We start from the raw sequence: 15,216 nt of genomic DNA, 5'->3' as shown, positions 1-15,216 counted from the left end.
ATGCTGTACATAGGAGGAAGAAACGTGAAGCTAGGTATAATCGGACTGGGCAAAATGGGATATAATCTTGCCCTTAATATGAGAGACAAAGGCCATGAAGTGGTGGCTAATGATGTAAATACAGAAGCAATGGAAAAGATTTCGGCAGAAGGCGTCGCGACGGCAGCTTCGATAGAAGAGCTTGCAGCAAAGCTCCCTTCTCCTAAGGTCATCTGGATGATGGTGCCTGCTGGCGACATCACAGAAAAGGTTCTGAGCAGTGCAGCAGCCGTGCTGACAGAAGGAGATATCATCATTGACGGCGGAAACTCCAACTACAAGGAAACTCTGCGCCGCGGAGATGAGCTGGCAGAGAAGGGCATCCATTATATCGACTGCGGAACAAGCGGCGGCCAGGAAGGTGCACGCCATGGCGTCTGCACGATGATTGGCGGCGACAAAGAAGCTTTCAGCCAGGTTGAGCAGCTGTTTGCTGATATTTCTGTTCCAAACGGCTATCTTTACTCTGGAAAGCGCGGCAGCGGCCACTTCCTGAAAATGGTCCACAATGGCATTGAGTACGGAATGATGCAAGCTTTTGCCGAAGGCTTTGAAATTCTTGAAAAAAGCAATTTCGACTATGACTACAAAGAAGTATCGCGTGTATGGAATAATGGTTCTGTCATCCGTTCATGGCTGTCTGAGCTTCTGGAGAATGCGTTCAGCAAAGATCCTAAGCTTGAAGGCATCAGAGGTGTCATGAATTCTTCAGGCGAAGGCAAATGGACAGTAGAGGCAGCACTTGACTTCCAGGCGTCTGCCCCGGTTATTGCGATGTCCCAGTTCATGCGCTATCGCTCACTTGAGGATGATACATTCCACGGTAAGGTAGTGGCAGCACTCAGGAATGAATTCGGCGGCCATGCGGTCGTAAAAAGCGGCGAATAATAAAAAATGATCCTGCCTAAGCAGGATCTGAAGACTGCAGATAAATTCAATGAAAATTGAATGTCTGCAGTCTTTTTTTTGCTGGTTATGCTGTGAATTTTGCTGTTCACAGCCGTACCTGAAATACGCAGCATATAAAGCGTTTTCATTTTCGGGGTTAAATCCGTTTTGAAGAGATGGCATTTCTCATTTTCCGAAGTGCCTGCTTTCCTTCATCTTTGCGGGCGATCATGACGTTTACATATAAGGCGTCAATGATGCTCAGCTGGGCAATGCGGGATGACAGGGCCTCTGAGCGGTAGTCTGTTTCTTCAGCAACCGTGTAAAGGGCGATGTCGGCCTGCTGGGTCAGCGGGGTTTTGGCAAAGTTGGTGATGCTGATCGTCCTGGCGCCGTTTTCCTTGGCCACCTTCAGCACTCCGATCATATCCTTCGTTGCCCCTGAATGGGAAATGAACACGGCCGTATCCTTATCGGAAAGCTGGGAAGCTGACATGAGCTGCAAATGGGAATCACTGTTGGCATGAACGGTAAGTCCGGTCCGGATGAATTTGTGGTAGGCATCCTGGGCAATGATTCCTGAGCCCCCGCTTCCGAAAAACTCAACCTTTTCCGCCTGCAGGATTGCTTCCACAGCCATTTCAAAAGCGCCTCCTCTTATCAGCTTCAGGGTATCCTCCAATGTATTGATGTTTGAGCGGAACACTTTTTCCGAGACCGTAAGAATGTCATCCTCCTCCTGGATCGTCTCATGGATATCCTTTATCGGTGCGACAATCTCAGAGGCAAGGGCTATTTTCAGCGCCTGATAGCCTTTGAAGCCAATCCTTTTGCAGAAGCGGAAAACCGTTGAATCTGCAATCCCTAAATCATCTGCCAGCTGATTGATGGAGCTGTGGACTATTTTTTCGGGGTTGTCCAAAATATAGTCAGCAATTCTTTTTTCTTTATCACTGAATTTGGAATAATGGGTTTTAATGCGGGCAAAGCAATAAAGAGTTTCCATTGATGCACTCCCTATCAAATTTTTCTATAGTACTATTATAAAAGAAAAAAATTTCTTTGAAAACGGTTGCAATTAGAAAAATATTTTATATAATAAAAACATAAGGCGAAAGAATTTTTTTTCGTTGGTTAATAGATAAAGAAGAAAATTATTTCGTATTCTGCCAAATTATTTGAAATCAAAATGTAAGCGTTTAATAGGGGAGGAACAAAAATGTCTGGTTCAATGCTTATTTTAGTAGCAATGGCAGGAATCTTCCTGCTTCTGTTTCTTGTAATGAAAACCAAGCTCCATGCTTTCGTCGCATTGCTCCTTGTCAGCCTGCTTGTAGGGATTGCTGCAGGAATGCCGCTTGGAGGCGTCATCGAATCTGTCCAGAATGGCATGGGGGGAACCCTCGGGTTTGTGGCTGTCGTAGTCGGGCTCGGGGCTATGTTCGGCCGGATGCTCGAGGTTTCCGGCGGTGCTGAGCGCCTGGCACAGACGATGATCAAGAAATTCGGGGAAGATAAAGCACAGTGGGCCCTGGGCATCACGGGCTTCATTGTAGCCATACCAGTATTCTTTGATGTCGGCTTCATTATCCTTGTGCCGATTGTCTACGGGCTTGCCAAGAAAACTGGTAAATCCCTTCTATACTACGGGATACCGCTGCTGGCCGGATTGGCTGTCACACACAGCTTCATTCCGCCTACTCCGGGCCCAATCGCGGTAGCTGACCTGATTGGTGCAGACTTGGGCTGGGTGATCCTGTTTGGTATTTTAGCAGGTATACCTTCCATGATCATCGCTGGTCCGCTGTTCGGTAAATTTATTGCCAAAAGGATTCATGTCACCATTCCGGAATATATGAATATTGAAGAAAAAGAATATGATAGGGAACTTCCAAGCTTTGGAATGATTGCAAGCATCATCTTCATCCCGCTTGTACTGATTTTAATTAATACAGTGTCCGGTGTTGTACTTGATGAAGGGAACGGCTTGCGTGCCGTATTCACTTTCATGGGACATCCATTTGTTGCTCTGACGCTGGCTACACTGCTGGCATTCTATTTCCTTGGGACGAAGCGCGGCTACTCCCGTCAGGAGGTACAGGATATTGCGACAAAATCTCTTGAGCCAGCCGGGATCATCATCCTTGTAACCGGTGCCGGCGGTGTCTTCAAACAGGTTCTGATTGATTCAGGCGTTGGACAGGTTCTTGGGGATATGATGGCTTCTTCATCACTGCCGCCGATCCTGCTCGCATTCCTGATTGCTACATTTGTGCGTGTGGCCCAGGGTTCGGCAACGGTAGCGATGGTAACAGCGGCAGGCCTTATTGCCCCGCTTATTGAAATCATGGGACTGGAAGGGCCGGTCCTTGGATTGATTGTAATCTCTATCGCGGCAGGCGCAACCATTTTCTCGCATGTCAACGACTCAGGGTTCTGGCTTGTTAACCGCTACTTCGGCCTTGATGTTAAGGACACGCTGAAGTCCTGGACTGTCATGGAAAGCTTGATTGCCATTGTCGGATTCCTGGTTGTATTTATAATCGGATTCTTCATTTCTTAAACAGAGGCAGATAAATATAAAGGAAAAAGGGAGCGGGAGCGCTTCCTTCTTCTGCTTTCCGGACCTGCTGCCCCGGGAGGGAATCCATATCGGTGTATGTTATTTTTGATTCGTTGTAAACTTAAAAAGAGAGCTTTAAAAGATTGGAGAGGTTCATATGACAGCTGAAAAATATATGCTAGGAGTGGACATCGGGACGACGAGCACAAAGTCTGTCCTTTTTAATAAAGAAGGCAAGGTGGCTGCCAAGCATTCCATCGGCTATCCTTTACATACGCCAAGCCCCTCGGCTGCAGAGCAGGATCCGGATATCATCCTGGCAGCTGTGGCCGGCACCCTAAAAGCCTGCATGGAAGAAGGGGGCATCAGTTCAGCCGACCTGCTGTGCGTGAGCTTCAGTTCTGCCATGCACAGCCTCATTGCTGTGGATGGGGATGGGATACCCCTGACCAAAAGCATCACATGGGCGGATAACAGGAGCGCCGGATGGGCCGAGAAAATCAAACGCGACCTGAACGGCCATGAAATCTACTTGAGGACAGGTACACCTATCCATCCTATGTCACCATTATCCAAACTGCTCTGGATGAAAAATGAGGAGAAAGAAATCTATAATCAGGCGGCGAAATTTATCTCAATCAAGGAATATGTATTCTTCAAATTCTTTGGCGAGTATATTGTCGATTATTCCATTGCGTCTGCAACAGGCATGTTCAATCTAAAAGATCTGTCGTGGGATGCTGAAGCGCTGGAGGTAGCCGGAATTCAGGGGGATAAGCTTTCAGAGCCGGTCCCGACAACCTATACTCTGAAAGGCCTGAAAGAGGAATATCAGAAGCTGACAGGACTTGATGCCTCGGTGCCTTTTGTAGCGGGAGCGAGCGACGGGGTACTATCAAATCTTGGAGTCAACGCGATCGATCCAGGCGTCGTAGCTGTTACAATCGGAACAAGCGGGGCCATCCGGGCTGTGACCGATAGGCCTGTAACAGATCCGAAAGGAAGGATTTTCTGCTATGCGCTCACTGAAAAGCATTGGGTGATAGGAGGACCGGTCAATAATGGCGGTATGATTTTCCGCTGGGTCCGGGACGAACTTGCTGCCTCCGAGGTGGAGACTGCCAAGAGGCTGGGAATGGATGCCTATGATGTGCTGACAAAGATTGCGGCTGCGGTCCGCCCCGGCGCGGACGGCCTTATCTTCCATCCATATATGACAGGCGAAAGAGCACCGTTATGGAACAGCAATGCAAGAGGTTCGTTTTTCGGACTCAGTCTTCACCATAAAAAAGAGCATATGATCCGCTCTGTTCTTGAGGGGGTTATTTATAATCTGTTCACCGTCCTGCTGGCCCTGGAGGAACTGATCGGGGAGCCGAAGAAAATCCAGGCGACAGGCGGATTTGCAAGATCTGAGCTGTGGAGGCAGATGATGGCTGATATTTTCAATCAGGAGGTCGTCGTGCCTGAGAGCTATGAAAGCTCCTGCCTGGGCGCTGCCATCCTGGGCTTGTATGCCGTCGGTGAAATCGAGGATCTGAGCATTGTGTCAGGCATGGTGGGGGATACCTTCAGCCATAAGCCGAATCCAGAGAATGCAGCTGTTTACCAGGAGCTGCTGCCGGTCTTCATCCGCCTATCCAGAGCACTTGAAGGCGAATATGAGAACATAGCCCGCTTCCAGAAAAAGCATCTGGGATGAAAAAAAAGCTATTGGAGATTGGCTCCAATAGCTTTTTTGCTGTTTGTTTAGAAAATTGCATTCAGCAATAAGTACACAAGACCTGCAATCGTAGCGGAAATCGGCAGGGTGATGACCCAGGTGATCAGCATCCGCTGTGCCGTGCCCCATTTAACGCCTTTTAGGCGGTGGGCTGATCCCACTCCAAGAATGGAAGAAGAAATGACATGGGTTGTACTGACCGGCAGGTGTATTGCCGTTGCACCGAAGATGATGGCTGCGCCGGTCAAATCAGCTGCAACACCGTTGATAGGGCGAATTTTCATGATCTTGCCGCCGACAGTCTTGATGATTTTCCAGCCGCCGACAGAAGTACCAAGCCCCATTGCCAAGGCACAGGAGAACTGGACCCAGAACGGGATATCATCAGTTGTGACATAGTTATTGGCAATGAGCGCCATTGTAATGATCCCCATTGCTTTCTGGGCATCGTTCGTACCATGTGTGTATGACTGCAGGGCAGCAGTGAAAATCTGGAACAGGCGGAAATTCCTGTTTGTTTTTGTCAGGTTATTGTGTTTAAAAACAATTTTAAAAATGCTATATACGATGAATCCAACAACAAATGCGATGAGCGGAGAGAAAATCAGCGCCTGGATGATTTTCATGAAGCCCCCGTAATTAAGGGCCTGGAATCCTGCTGCTGCTATCGCAGCGCCTGCAATGGAGCCGATAATCGCATGAGATGAACTGCTCGGAATTCCGTAATACCAAGTGAGCAAATTCCAAAAGATCGCAGCAATTAATGCTGCCAGGATGACAATTGATCCGTTCTGCAGAGTGAAGGGATCAACAATATCTTTTGTAATGGTCTTGGCTACTCCTGTAAAGGTCATAGCCCCGACAAAGTTCATCGTGGCGGCAAGAATAATGGCATGCCTTGGCTTCAGTGCTTTCGTTGAGACGGCTGTAGCAATGGCGTTGGCTGTATCATGGAAGCCGTTAATAAAGTCGAAGGCCAATGCCCCTATGACAATCAGTATGGTTATGATGAATATGGAATCCATTTATGAAAGCTCCTTACGCATTCTTCATGATGATGGTTTCTAGAGTGTTGGCGACATTCTGGCAGCTGTCAGCGATGTCTTCCAGGTTTTCATAAATTTCTTTATATTGAATGATGCGGATCGGATCTTTTTCAACTGAAAATAAGTGCTTGATGGACTGGCGCAGGACCCCGTCACATTTTGATTCGTAATCCTTGATTTTGATGGCATGCTCTCTGATATCAAGAAGCTTTTTGGTTGAAAGCAGCTCTACGGCCTTTTCGATTTCCAATGAACAGCTGCGGATGGCATCAACAAATTTAAGCATATAATCGTCTGCCTGTGTAATCGAGTACATCTCAAACAAGGCAGCACAATGTTCAATCCCATCAAGGACATCATCCATGCTCATCGCAAGGTGGAGGATATCTTCACGCTCGATCGGAGTGATAAAAGCATTATTAAGTTCTTTGATGACCTCGTGGACAAATGTGTCGCCTTTTGTTTCATACTCTTTCATCGTTTCGGAAAAAATCTTCAGATCACTGACGTTTTTCAATTTGTAATCGGCAAAATAGTGAGCTCCCTCTTTTACGTTGGAAGAGATGCTGCTCAACAAAATTGCAAACTTGTCCTTCTTCTTGAAAACCATATTTAAACCCCCATTTGTTAAATGCCTAGAACCAAAAGCTGCTTAAGCGGATGGCAAATTGCTGTTCCGGTTAGTTACATAGTATACCCGCTATCCCGCTAAAGAAGCTCTTTCATCCAAAATTTGTGGCGATTCCCTGCCTCAGCTCCAGCAAAAAATCCCCCAAACGAAAATATTTTATATGAAATTTGTCGAATAAGGTAGCATTTCGCTCAAAATTTACAAAAACTTAATATAAATACTATACTGGCTGAGAATTTATATGGTAGTATCCTGAGAATTTACATTTTTTCCAGCTGAAACAGAAAGGTGTTGTAAGTGGTTGACTTTTCTGATAATATAACTTTCTGCTCCTTACAAGCCCATATAAACTTCTTTCTCAAGCGGCTGAATTGGAATGAAAGGAGAAACATATGACATCAGACCAGCATCCCGATTATCAGAAGGAAAGTGAACGGCTCGATTTTACCAGAAAATATATGGAGGCTGTCATTAAAACAGCTGAATCCAGCAAAGACCAGTTCAAGGAAAATATGAAAGAAGCCTTTCAGGACACGGACTGGCTCGAATCAAGCTTAAGCTATTCCTCCATTTTGACAAACGCCCGTTTTTTTGAAATGTCCAAAGATGAGCTGTCAAGCCTTCGAAATGCCCATCCAAAGCCTTATTTTGCCCGGCTTGATTACCAGCATAAAGGCCAGGAAGAGAAGGAGAGTCTGTATATTGGAAAAACCTCGCTCTATTCCAGGGAAAACCAGGAGCAGATTATCGTGGACTGGAGGTCCCCGATTGCCAATCTCTATTATGAAGGCAGGCTTGGAAGGGTCGAATATGAGGCCTACGGTGAAAATTATGATGGCCAGCTGACATTAAAAAGACAGCTAATGATTGAGGATGGCATTCTGGAGGAAATCCGGGACATCGATCTAACCACTACCGACGAACTGCTTCAGGATTCCCTCGCCAAAAGCTCCAGCAGCCGGCTGACTGAAATTATTTCAACGATCCAGGAAGAGCAAAACCGCATCATCAGGGCTGATCTGAACAAGCCCATCATCGTCCAGGGAGCAGCGGGAAGCGGAAAGACAACCATCGCCCTCCACCGAATCAGTTATTTCATCTATCAGTACAAAGAGAATTTCCTGCCGGAGCAGCTGATGATCCTGGCTCCGAGCCAGCTGTTCATAGACTACATATCAGAAGCATTGCCTGAGCTAGGTGTGGAAAGAGTCAGGCAGACAACGTTTCCCGAGTATGTCCTGCAGTGCCTATCCGGAAATTTCTCCATTGCAGAGGACAGGAAGCTCATCCAGCTTCTTGAAGAAAAAGAAGAAGGATTCGGGCTCAGAGTTTCAGAAATCAAGGGATCCCGGGTGTTCAAGACCGTTTTAGATCAGTACTTAAAGAGTATCTCTTATACCTTTTATCCTTCTGACGACTTTATGGCGGATAAGTTCCGCCTGTTCAGCAGAAAGAAATTCATCAGGCTTTTTCATGAAGATTATCATTATCTTCCCTATTTCCGGAGGCTTGAAAAGCTTAAGAGCATCCTTCAAGGCGATTTGAAAAGGAAGAAAAAGAATATCCTCGCCAAAATTGAAGCCTACTATGATGACCGGATTGACAGGGCCATATACCGCGGCAAGGATCAGGATAAAAGAAGGGAATATGTCTCGCATGCCCTTGATCAAAAAGCCGGGCGGCTGGAGGAGGTCCAAAAGAGCATCAGAAGGGCTGTGCCCGACTATATGAAGCAGTTTCCGAAAAAGAAGGCGCTGGATTACTATCGTGAGCTTTTCGAGGATCCGTCAAGGATCGTCCGTTTTTCAGGGAATGAACTGACAAAAGGCGAAGCAGAAGAATTATGCAGCTACTCACTTTCCATTCTCTCCAAGAAGAAGGTTGAACGGGAAGATCTGGCTGCCCTTCTGTATCTGCAGACAGAGCTTTACGGGGTTGATAAAGATTTAAAGGCAAAAAATATTGTCATAGATGAAGCCCAGGATTACAGCTATATGGAGATATATGCTTTAAAAAAGGCCTGTGATACAGATATGTTTACGCTGGTGGGAGATCTCGCTCAGGGAATCCACTCTTATCGGGGGCTAAAGGCTTGGGAACCGGTCGTCACCGAGATATTCCCGCGTGCTACCTATACTGAGCTGCAGAAAAGCTATCGGACGACAATAGAAATCATGGAAAAAGCAAACCGCCTGCTGAAGCTCCTGCCCTACTCCTTTCCGCAGGTGGAACCTGTTGTCAGGCATGGTGAGAGCCCGTCTTTTATAGAAAGAGAAGAAGGAGCCGTGCTCGCGCGGCAAATTGCAGAAAAGGTAAAGGAGCTGCGGGAAGAACAGCTAAAGAACTTTGCTGTCATCGGTAAAACAATGAAGGACTGCCAGACTTTATTCGATTATTTCAAGGAAGAGACTGATGAAAAAGTCCGTCTGCTTGCAGAACGGGAAAGCATTCCGAAGGATGAAATCGTAATTGTCCCTTCCTATCTATCCAAAGGACTGGAATTTGATGCAGTATTCATTGTTTCGATACATGAAAAATATGATGCATCTTCAGAAATCGATATTAAGCTTCTATATGTGGGAATGACCAGGCCGCTCCACCGGCTGTACTTTTACGGAGGGGAGAAGGCCGATTTCCTGCTTGAAGAATAAAGCGTGCAGAAGAATCCTGTTGAACAGGATTCTTTTTTGTTAGGCACAAATTCTGCTGATGGAAAATTGGGCTTGTTTTAGAAAAAATCTTTGCAGAAAATCAGTTTTGGACAATTTTTCCAGGGGAAGAAGATAATTACAATATCGGCGGAAGCCGTTTATATAAAATGGGCGGCTGCAGCGGGAGCAGCCGCTTTCGGTTTTTCTAGAACATTTTGGCGCAGAGACAAGACCAACTTTCTTGTTTTCCCGCTGTGTAAAAATTCACCCTAGCAAATAAAGGAAAGAAGACGCATGTTTTAGATTTTGAAGCTGGGGTAATTTATTTGTACAAGCAGCAAACAACAAACCGAAAAGGAGGGTGATGATTGAAAAAACTCTATTCGGTACCGATTATTGCCATCTTAATATTTCTTATAGGCTGCAGCAACGGGCAGGAAGCTGAGCAGGAACTGAATCAGGCGGCTGATGAACTGGAACAGTCAGCTGAGGAAGTTGCTCAATCTGCCAAAGAGAAGACCGAAGAGGCTGCTGATGATGTTAAAGAAAATGCGCCTGATACGATTGATAAGATTAAAGGTGCATTAGAGGAAGGCAAAGAAACTGTTAAGCAAGAAATGGTCGAAAAAGGGGATACTGTTAAAGCGGAGGAGGATTTTTACCTCGCTGCGACCCCAGAAGCCTATGACAGTCTCTACGATTTCATCCAGATCAATGATTATGATGGAATCAAACAGCTGGAAGAAGAAAAGGATGCGCTGCTTGTAGAAAAAGGAACCGAACTTGAAGTGCTGGACCGTGATCCGGTCCGTGTAAAAGTGGCGGTAAAGGCCGGAGATGAAGAAGGCTTTGCGCCAGTCAATCTGTTAGAGCCAGCTGGCAACAGCTGATGCTTTTATAAACTTAATTCTGCAAAACAAAAAACTAATTAGGAGTGAGAAATTATGTTAAGTTTTCTTTGGGCATTAATTATTGGTGGAATCATCGGGTGGATTGCCGGCATGATCGTAGGAAGAGACATTCCGGGCGGCGTAATCGGTAATATTATCGCAGGTTTCGTTGGAGCTTGGTTAGGTACATTGATTCTTGGCGACTGGGGTCCTGTCGTAGCTGACTTTGCTATTATCCCTGCCATTATCGGTGCTGTTGTTCTGGTATTTGTACTAAGCTTGATCATGAAAGGTATGCGTAAAGCAGACTAATACAAGAAAGCCCCTTTTTAGGGGCTTTTTTGTGTTTGATTATCTATTTGTTTCACTAGGGTGTAGTGGAATCTTTTGTTTGGTTTTTTAGGTGGATAGAGGGTCTGAGTTTATTCAGCTGGAGTCATCTGTTTGAGTTTTAGGGGATGGAGGGTGATAGTCGGCATGACAGGAACCCTCTGCAGGGATATTAAGAGTTCAGAGGGTCTTAGTCAGCTGGACTAGAGCCCTCTGTAAGGCAATTAAGAGTCTAGAGGGCCTTAGTCAGCTGGACTAGAACCCTCTGTAAGGCAATTAAGAGTCTAGAGGGCCTTAGTCAGCTGGACTAGAGCCCTCTGTGTGGCTATTAAGAGTCCAGAGGGTCTTAGTCAGCTGGACTAGAGCCCTCTGTGTGGCTTTTAAAAGTCCAGAGGGTCTTAGTCAGCTGGACTAGAACCCTCTGTAAGGCTTTTTGCAGTAAAGAGGGTCTTAGTCAGCTGGACTAGAACCCTCTGTAAGGCTTTTTGCAGTAAAGAGGGTCTCAGGTGGCTCAGCATGAATCCTTCATTTGCTTCTGCAGAAAGATTTAAAGCTCCTCCGGCTGAAAGCCTCTGAACATTTCCGGGCAGTCAGTTACAGGTGCGTAACAGACCACTGCTTCCTCTGTAAAGGGATGCGGAACCTCCAGCTTGGCAGCATGAAGGGCCTGCCGCGGAAAGGCCGGGCTGCCGCCATACAATCTGTCCCCGGTCAATGGGTGGCCCATATCACTGAAGTGGACCCTGATCTGATGGGTCCTTCCTGTTTCCAGCCGGCAGGATACAAGGGTCTGCTGCTCTCTTGGAAATATTGCAGCAACTTCATAATGAGTGACCGCATCCTGACCGCCTGGGGAAACCCGCCTTCTTGTAGGGTGATGCCTGTCCCGCCCAATAGGCTTGCGGATCACCCCTTTTTTTTGTTTAATGACCCCGTCCGCCATGGCGATATAGGTCCGCTTGATTTTTCTTTCCTTAAGAAGCTGATCAAGCATGCCTCCTGCAAGTGCATGCTTGGCGAACAATACAGCACCGGTTGTATCTTTATCAAGGCGGTGGATGTGCTTGACCTGGCGGTACTCCCCTTTGGCCAGGAGATGAAAGGCAGCTGCGTTGGCAAGCGTGTCTTCCTGCATCGGCTCATTGGGGTGAGTATCCATGCCGGCAGGCTTGTTGAGAATCAGCATATGATCATCCTCATACAGCACGTCAATTTCATGGTATGCAGGCTTTACGCCGAAATCTTCTTCAGCAAAAAGCTTTAGCCCCAGCCTGCTGCCTTCAATAAGCGGTGATGTCCAGGCAGGAGCTGAGCCGTCCACTAATATGCTTTTTTCCATTCTCATCAAATGGATTTGCTTTTTAGGGGCCTTCCAGCGGCTGCGGAGAAGCTCCTCAAGCGTCATGCCCTCCCAGTGGCTGGGGATTATAATTTCAAACCATTCACCTTTTTTCTTCATAATGATACAAAGCCCTCCTTCAGCCAGTATTTTCCTATAATAGTAAGCCGTTAATTCACATATAAATCATACATGAAAAATGTTTCCATGCAATGGATGCCGGCAGCCGATTCATATCTCCCCAGTATGCTCCAATATTGTATAATTGTAAGCGGGTAAGCCAAAAGACATATTTTTATGTAAAAAAAGCGGTTTCTTTATTCGCGATTTCCTAGGCTATGTAAAAAAATGCCGTCTCTATGGGTATAATTACCACCCTTAGAGATTCGGCTGATATGTTATTCTAGGATTATATGTTACGAAATGATTACAAGGATTACAAAGGTGGGTTTTCAGTGAAAGTAGTTTTTGCATCGACTCCTAACCAGGAAGAGAGGATCAGGGAACTGGTAGATTATTTTTATACATCTATTTTTCCTGCTTATTTTTCAGATGAGGATATTAAAGAGTTTGAAAAGCTGAAGGTGCTGCATACTTCTACCAGGCATTTTGAATATTTCGGGACTTTGAAGGAAGCATTTCAGGTGATCGCCAGCCTGCAGACGCTGATTTCTATCCTGGAATCTTCTGATCCGGAAAACCGATATGAGGGCATCTTTCAGAAGAATGTACATATCCTGAAAGATTTCGGATTATTCTTTCCTTTCGGCTTCAGCTCTTTTATTGATGCAAAAGAGCTGAAGGGTGATATGTTTAGTGTGTATACGAAAGCGGCGAATGAGCTTTTGGTTTAAAATGGGGCAGAAGTAGTGAGTTGAAGAACGGGAAGGAGCGGGGGTGCTTCTTCCTGTTTTTTTATAGTGTTTTATTTAATATGGAGCTGTTGGTTTCCGTTCCGGGCACTTCGCTTTCCGTGGGGCGGCGCTCAGCCTCCTCAGAGCAAGCTCCTGCGGGGTCTCAGCTTTGCCGCTATTTCCCGCAGGAGTCTGCGTGCCCTCCACTCCAACCACCAGGTCTTTTTAAACTTTGGTACATTTCTGCAAAACCAATAATCGGGACTAAAGATTCGTTTCAATCTCTTTTTCAGGAGCACTAGATAAATAAAGTCTTAAGAGGTATAAACCCGCTAATTGTTGGACATCCTGCATAACAACCAGCTCCTTCCGTAATGCAGCTCTGATTCGGGAATGTCTGTAACTGCAGACATTCCGGCCGGATTAACCTGCGATGTTACGAGTAGGGGCTTGTTTATTAACAAAAAATTTTAAGGTCTTTTTGATATACAACGTAAAAACGGGAAGGAGCGATCCTTCCCGTTTTTTCTTATTTAGAATTCTCGTTAAACCATTCTTCGAATACTTCTTTGTCTTGTGAGCCTGTGATTCTGTTTGTTTCTTTGCCGTCTTTGTATTGGACGATTGTTGGTGTTTCGTTTATGTTGTAGTTGTCCCAGCCGTTTTCGAATTCCCACAGGTTGAATTGTACAAGGTCGACTCCCATTTCATCTGCCAGCGGGGCGACAACAGGGGTTGTCCTTTGGCAGTGCGGGCATGTAGGGCTGAAGAAGTAGACGGTTGCGTCTTCTCCTGCTTCAAGCTTTTTCTCCAGTTCATCCGGGAGAATAATGTTCTGGTAGTTCGGATCATCGAGCTGGTCGATTGTTTCAGACTTCAGATTCTCTGTTCCGTATGGGTTATTGCCGGATACCTTTTCTTTATTCTGCATACTGGTGAGCACTGCCACACCTGCAAATAGTGCTATGATTATAACTAAAAATATAATGACTTTCTTCAAATCACACTGCCTCCTTTGTTTTTTTCCAGATGATCAAGCTTGTTATAAAGATAATGATAAAAGCTGTAAGCGCAAGCAGGGGAATCGTAATGAATCCCAGCCAGTTGATATATTGCCCTGTGCATGGGACCCTGCCGCAGGAAAGGGCATTTTCGCCAAGGAATGAGACCTTCTGTATAGAATAATGATAAATAGATATGCATGCACCGGCAGCGGAGAGGATCATTGTATAAAAGCTGATTTTAAAGTCTTTTTTAATCACAGCGATCCCGAGTATGACGGCGAGGGGGTACATGGCGATGCGCTGGTACCAGCAGAGTGCGCAGGGCTCATAATGGCGGACTTCAGAAAAATAGAGGCTTCCGAACATCGCCAGGATGGAGGCTGCCCAGGAAAGGAATAAAAGGTTTTCCCTCGGATCTTGTTTTGGCTTATCCATATGCTTCTCCTTTAATTGGTTTATGGTGAAATTATAAAGAGATTCTCCGGACTTGTAAATTCCCTTGAATTAAAGACACCTAATCTTCACATTTTTGCAGTGTTCAGGACAGCATGAGTGAAGATGTGCAGGCATAAGCTGTTAACGGCAGCCGGAAATTCCTTCTTTCATTCTACCATTGATACAGGGGCGAGCATCAGTCCTAATATTATCCTATCTGTAAAAGGAGTATTAATATGAAAAAACATGCGTTAGTCATTGGCGGAACGGGTATGTTAAAAAGAGTGATTGAATCGCTCTGCAAAGAAGGATTCCATGTCAGTGCAATGGGCAGAAGCCATGACCATTTTTTAAAAATGATGGAAGAAATTTCTGTACCTGGAGACGTATCTTTTATACAAGCAGACTATTACAGTCCCGTCCAGTTCCAGGAAGGCTTGATCCAAGCTGTTCTGGACCGGGGGACGTTCGATTTGGCCGCCGTTTGGATGAGAAGCGATGCTTCGGACAGCTTCCAGTGGCTTTTGCAGTACATAGCGAAAGATGACAAGTTTACAGAGCTGTATGAGATTAAAGGCAGCCATGCTTCGAGGGAGCCTTTCAAAGGCCTGGAAACTTCCTCTCTCAAGTGGATGAGGATTATTCTTGGATTCCGTTTTGAAGGGGAAAAGGCCAGATGGCTTACCCATGAGGAAATTTCTGAGGGGGTGCTGAAGGCAATCAGCCTGAAAGCCTCCTTATTCACAGCGGGCGTGACGGAGCCTTGGGAGAAAAGGCCCTCATAGTGTAAATGCCATTAACATGCAGCGCGAATAAGAGGAGA

14 protein-coding genes are annotated in these 15,216 nt (G+C 45.9%); 8 read left to right on the top strand and 6 right to left on the bottom strand.

What is annotated here, in order from left to right; genetic code table 11:
- Positions 1–927: a phosphogluconate dehydrogenase (NAD(+)-dependent, decarboxylating) gene (gnd, locus tag CYJ37_RS19010; protein ID WP_263625375.1), complete on the top strand. Its 927-nt coding sequence runs from the start codon at positions 1–3 to the stop codon at positions 925–927.
- A gap of 157 nt (positions 928–1,084) precedes the next feature.
- On the opposite strand, the gene CYJ37_RS19005 is transcribed toward gnd, so the two are convergent.
- Complete coding sequence (locus CYJ37_RS19005; protein ID WP_009795046.1) at positions 1,085–1,933, bottom strand: MurR/RpiR family transcriptional regulator; 849 nt, start codon at positions 1,931–1,933, stop codon at positions 1,085–1,087.
- A 213-nt stretch (positions 1,934–2,146) separates the two neighbouring features.
- Between CYJ37_RS19005 and CYJ37_RS19000 the strand changes: the two genes are divergently transcribed.
- Entirely contained in the window at positions 2,147–3,490 is a 1,344-nt protein-coding gene (locus CYJ37_RS19000) for a GntP family permease (protein WP_022543531.1), read from the top strand.
- A 157-nt stretch (positions 3,491–3,647) separates the two neighbouring features.
- On the top strand, positions 3,648–5,192 hold the full coding sequence (gene gntK / locus CYJ37_RS18995; protein WP_101551066.1) for a gluconokinase: 1,545 nt from the start codon (positions 3,648–3,650) through the stop codon (positions 5,190–5,192).
- A gap of 47 nt (positions 5,193–5,239) precedes the next feature.
- Here gntK and CYJ37_RS18990 read toward each other — a convergent pair whose 3' ends face one another.
- Positions 5,240–6,238 carry an inorganic phosphate transporter gene (locus CYJ37_RS18990; protein WP_009795050.1) on the bottom strand — a complete coding sequence of 333 codons (999 nt, stop codon included), beginning with the start codon at positions 6,236–6,238 and terminating at the stop codon, positions 5,240–5,242.
- A 13-nt stretch (positions 6,239–6,251) separates the two neighbouring features.
- Positions 6,252–6,869 (bottom strand): DUF47 domain-containing protein, encoded by a 618-nt coding sequence (locus tag CYJ37_RS18985; protein WP_009795051.1) that lies wholly within the window; start codon positions 6,867–6,869, stop codon positions 6,252–6,254.
- A 413-nt stretch (positions 6,870–7,282) separates the two neighbouring features.
- Here CYJ37_RS18985 and helD point away from each other — a divergent pair, with 413 nt between their 5' ends.
- From helD to CYJ37_RS18970, 3 genes are all read left to right on the top strand, one after another.
- The gene (gene helD / locus CYJ37_RS18980) at positions 7,283–9,541 is read left to right on the top strand and encodes an RNA polymerase recycling motor HelD (protein ID WP_009795053.1); all 2,259 of its coding nucleotides are present in this window, start codon (positions 7,283–7,285) and stop codon (positions 9,539–9,541) included.
- Positions 9,542–9,909: 368 nt separating this feature from the next.
- On the top strand, positions 9,910–10,431 hold the full coding sequence (locus CYJ37_RS18975; protein WP_009795055.1) for a YtxH domain-containing protein: 522 nt from the start codon (positions 9,910–9,912) through the stop codon (positions 10,429–10,431).
- Between the two features lie 54 nt (positions 10,432–10,485).
- Positions 10,486–10,743, top strand: a complete 258-nt coding sequence (locus CYJ37_RS18970) for a GlsB/YeaQ/YmgE family stress response membrane protein (protein ID WP_009795056.1) — start codon at positions 10,486–10,488, stop codon at positions 10,741–10,743.
- Between the two features lie 565 nt (positions 10,744–11,308).
- On the opposite strand, the gene CYJ37_RS18965 is transcribed toward CYJ37_RS18970, so the two are convergent.
- A complete protein-coding gene (locus tag CYJ37_RS18965; protein WP_101551064.1) occupies positions 11,309–12,220 on the bottom strand; it encodes an RluA family pseudouridine synthase in 912 nt (303 codons plus the stop codon).
- Between the two features lie 335 nt (positions 12,221–12,555).
- Here CYJ37_RS18965 and CYJ37_RS18960 point away from each other — a divergent pair, with 335 nt between their 5' ends.
- On the top strand, positions 12,556–12,954 hold the full coding sequence (locus CYJ37_RS18960) for a YhcU family protein (protein ID WP_022543532.1): 399 nt from the start codon (positions 12,556–12,558) through the stop codon (positions 12,952–12,954).
- Positions 12,955–13,483: 529 nt separating this feature from the next.
- Here the strand turns inward: CYJ37_RS18960 and CYJ37_RS18955 are convergent.
- Together CYJ37_RS18955 and CYJ37_RS18950 are read right to left on the bottom strand one after the other, a co-directional pair.
- The gene (locus tag CYJ37_RS18955; RefSeq protein ID WP_009795059.1) at positions 13,484–13,954 is read right to left on the bottom strand and encodes a thioredoxin family protein; all 471 of its coding nucleotides are present in this window, start codon (positions 13,952–13,954) and stop codon (positions 13,484–13,486) included.
- Between the two features lies 1 nt (position 13,955).
- The gene (locus tag CYJ37_RS18950) at positions 13,956–14,393 is read right to left on the bottom strand and encodes a disulfide oxidoreductase (RefSeq protein WP_009795060.1); all 438 of its coding nucleotides are present in this window, start codon (positions 14,391–14,393) and stop codon (positions 13,956–13,958) included.
- Between the two features lie 236 nt (positions 14,394–14,629).
- On the opposite strand from CYJ37_RS18950, the gene CYJ37_RS18945 reads away from it, so the two are divergent.
- Positions 14,630–15,178 carry a hypothetical protein gene (locus CYJ37_RS18945; RefSeq protein ID WP_101551062.1) on the top strand — a complete coding sequence of 183 codons (549 nt, stop codon included), beginning with the start codon at positions 14,630–14,632 and terminating at the stop codon, positions 15,176–15,178.
- Positions 15,179–15,216 lie beyond the last annotated feature (38 nt).

Origin of the sequence: Bacillus sp. UMB0728 (genome assembly GCF_002858875.1) — a bacterium.
GTDB lineage: Bacteria > Bacillota > Bacilli > Bacillales > Cytobacillaceae > Bacillus_AB > Bacillus_AB infantis.
Note: the sequence above shows the minus strand (reverse complement) of the source record. Positions and strands in the feature narration are given on the sequence as shown.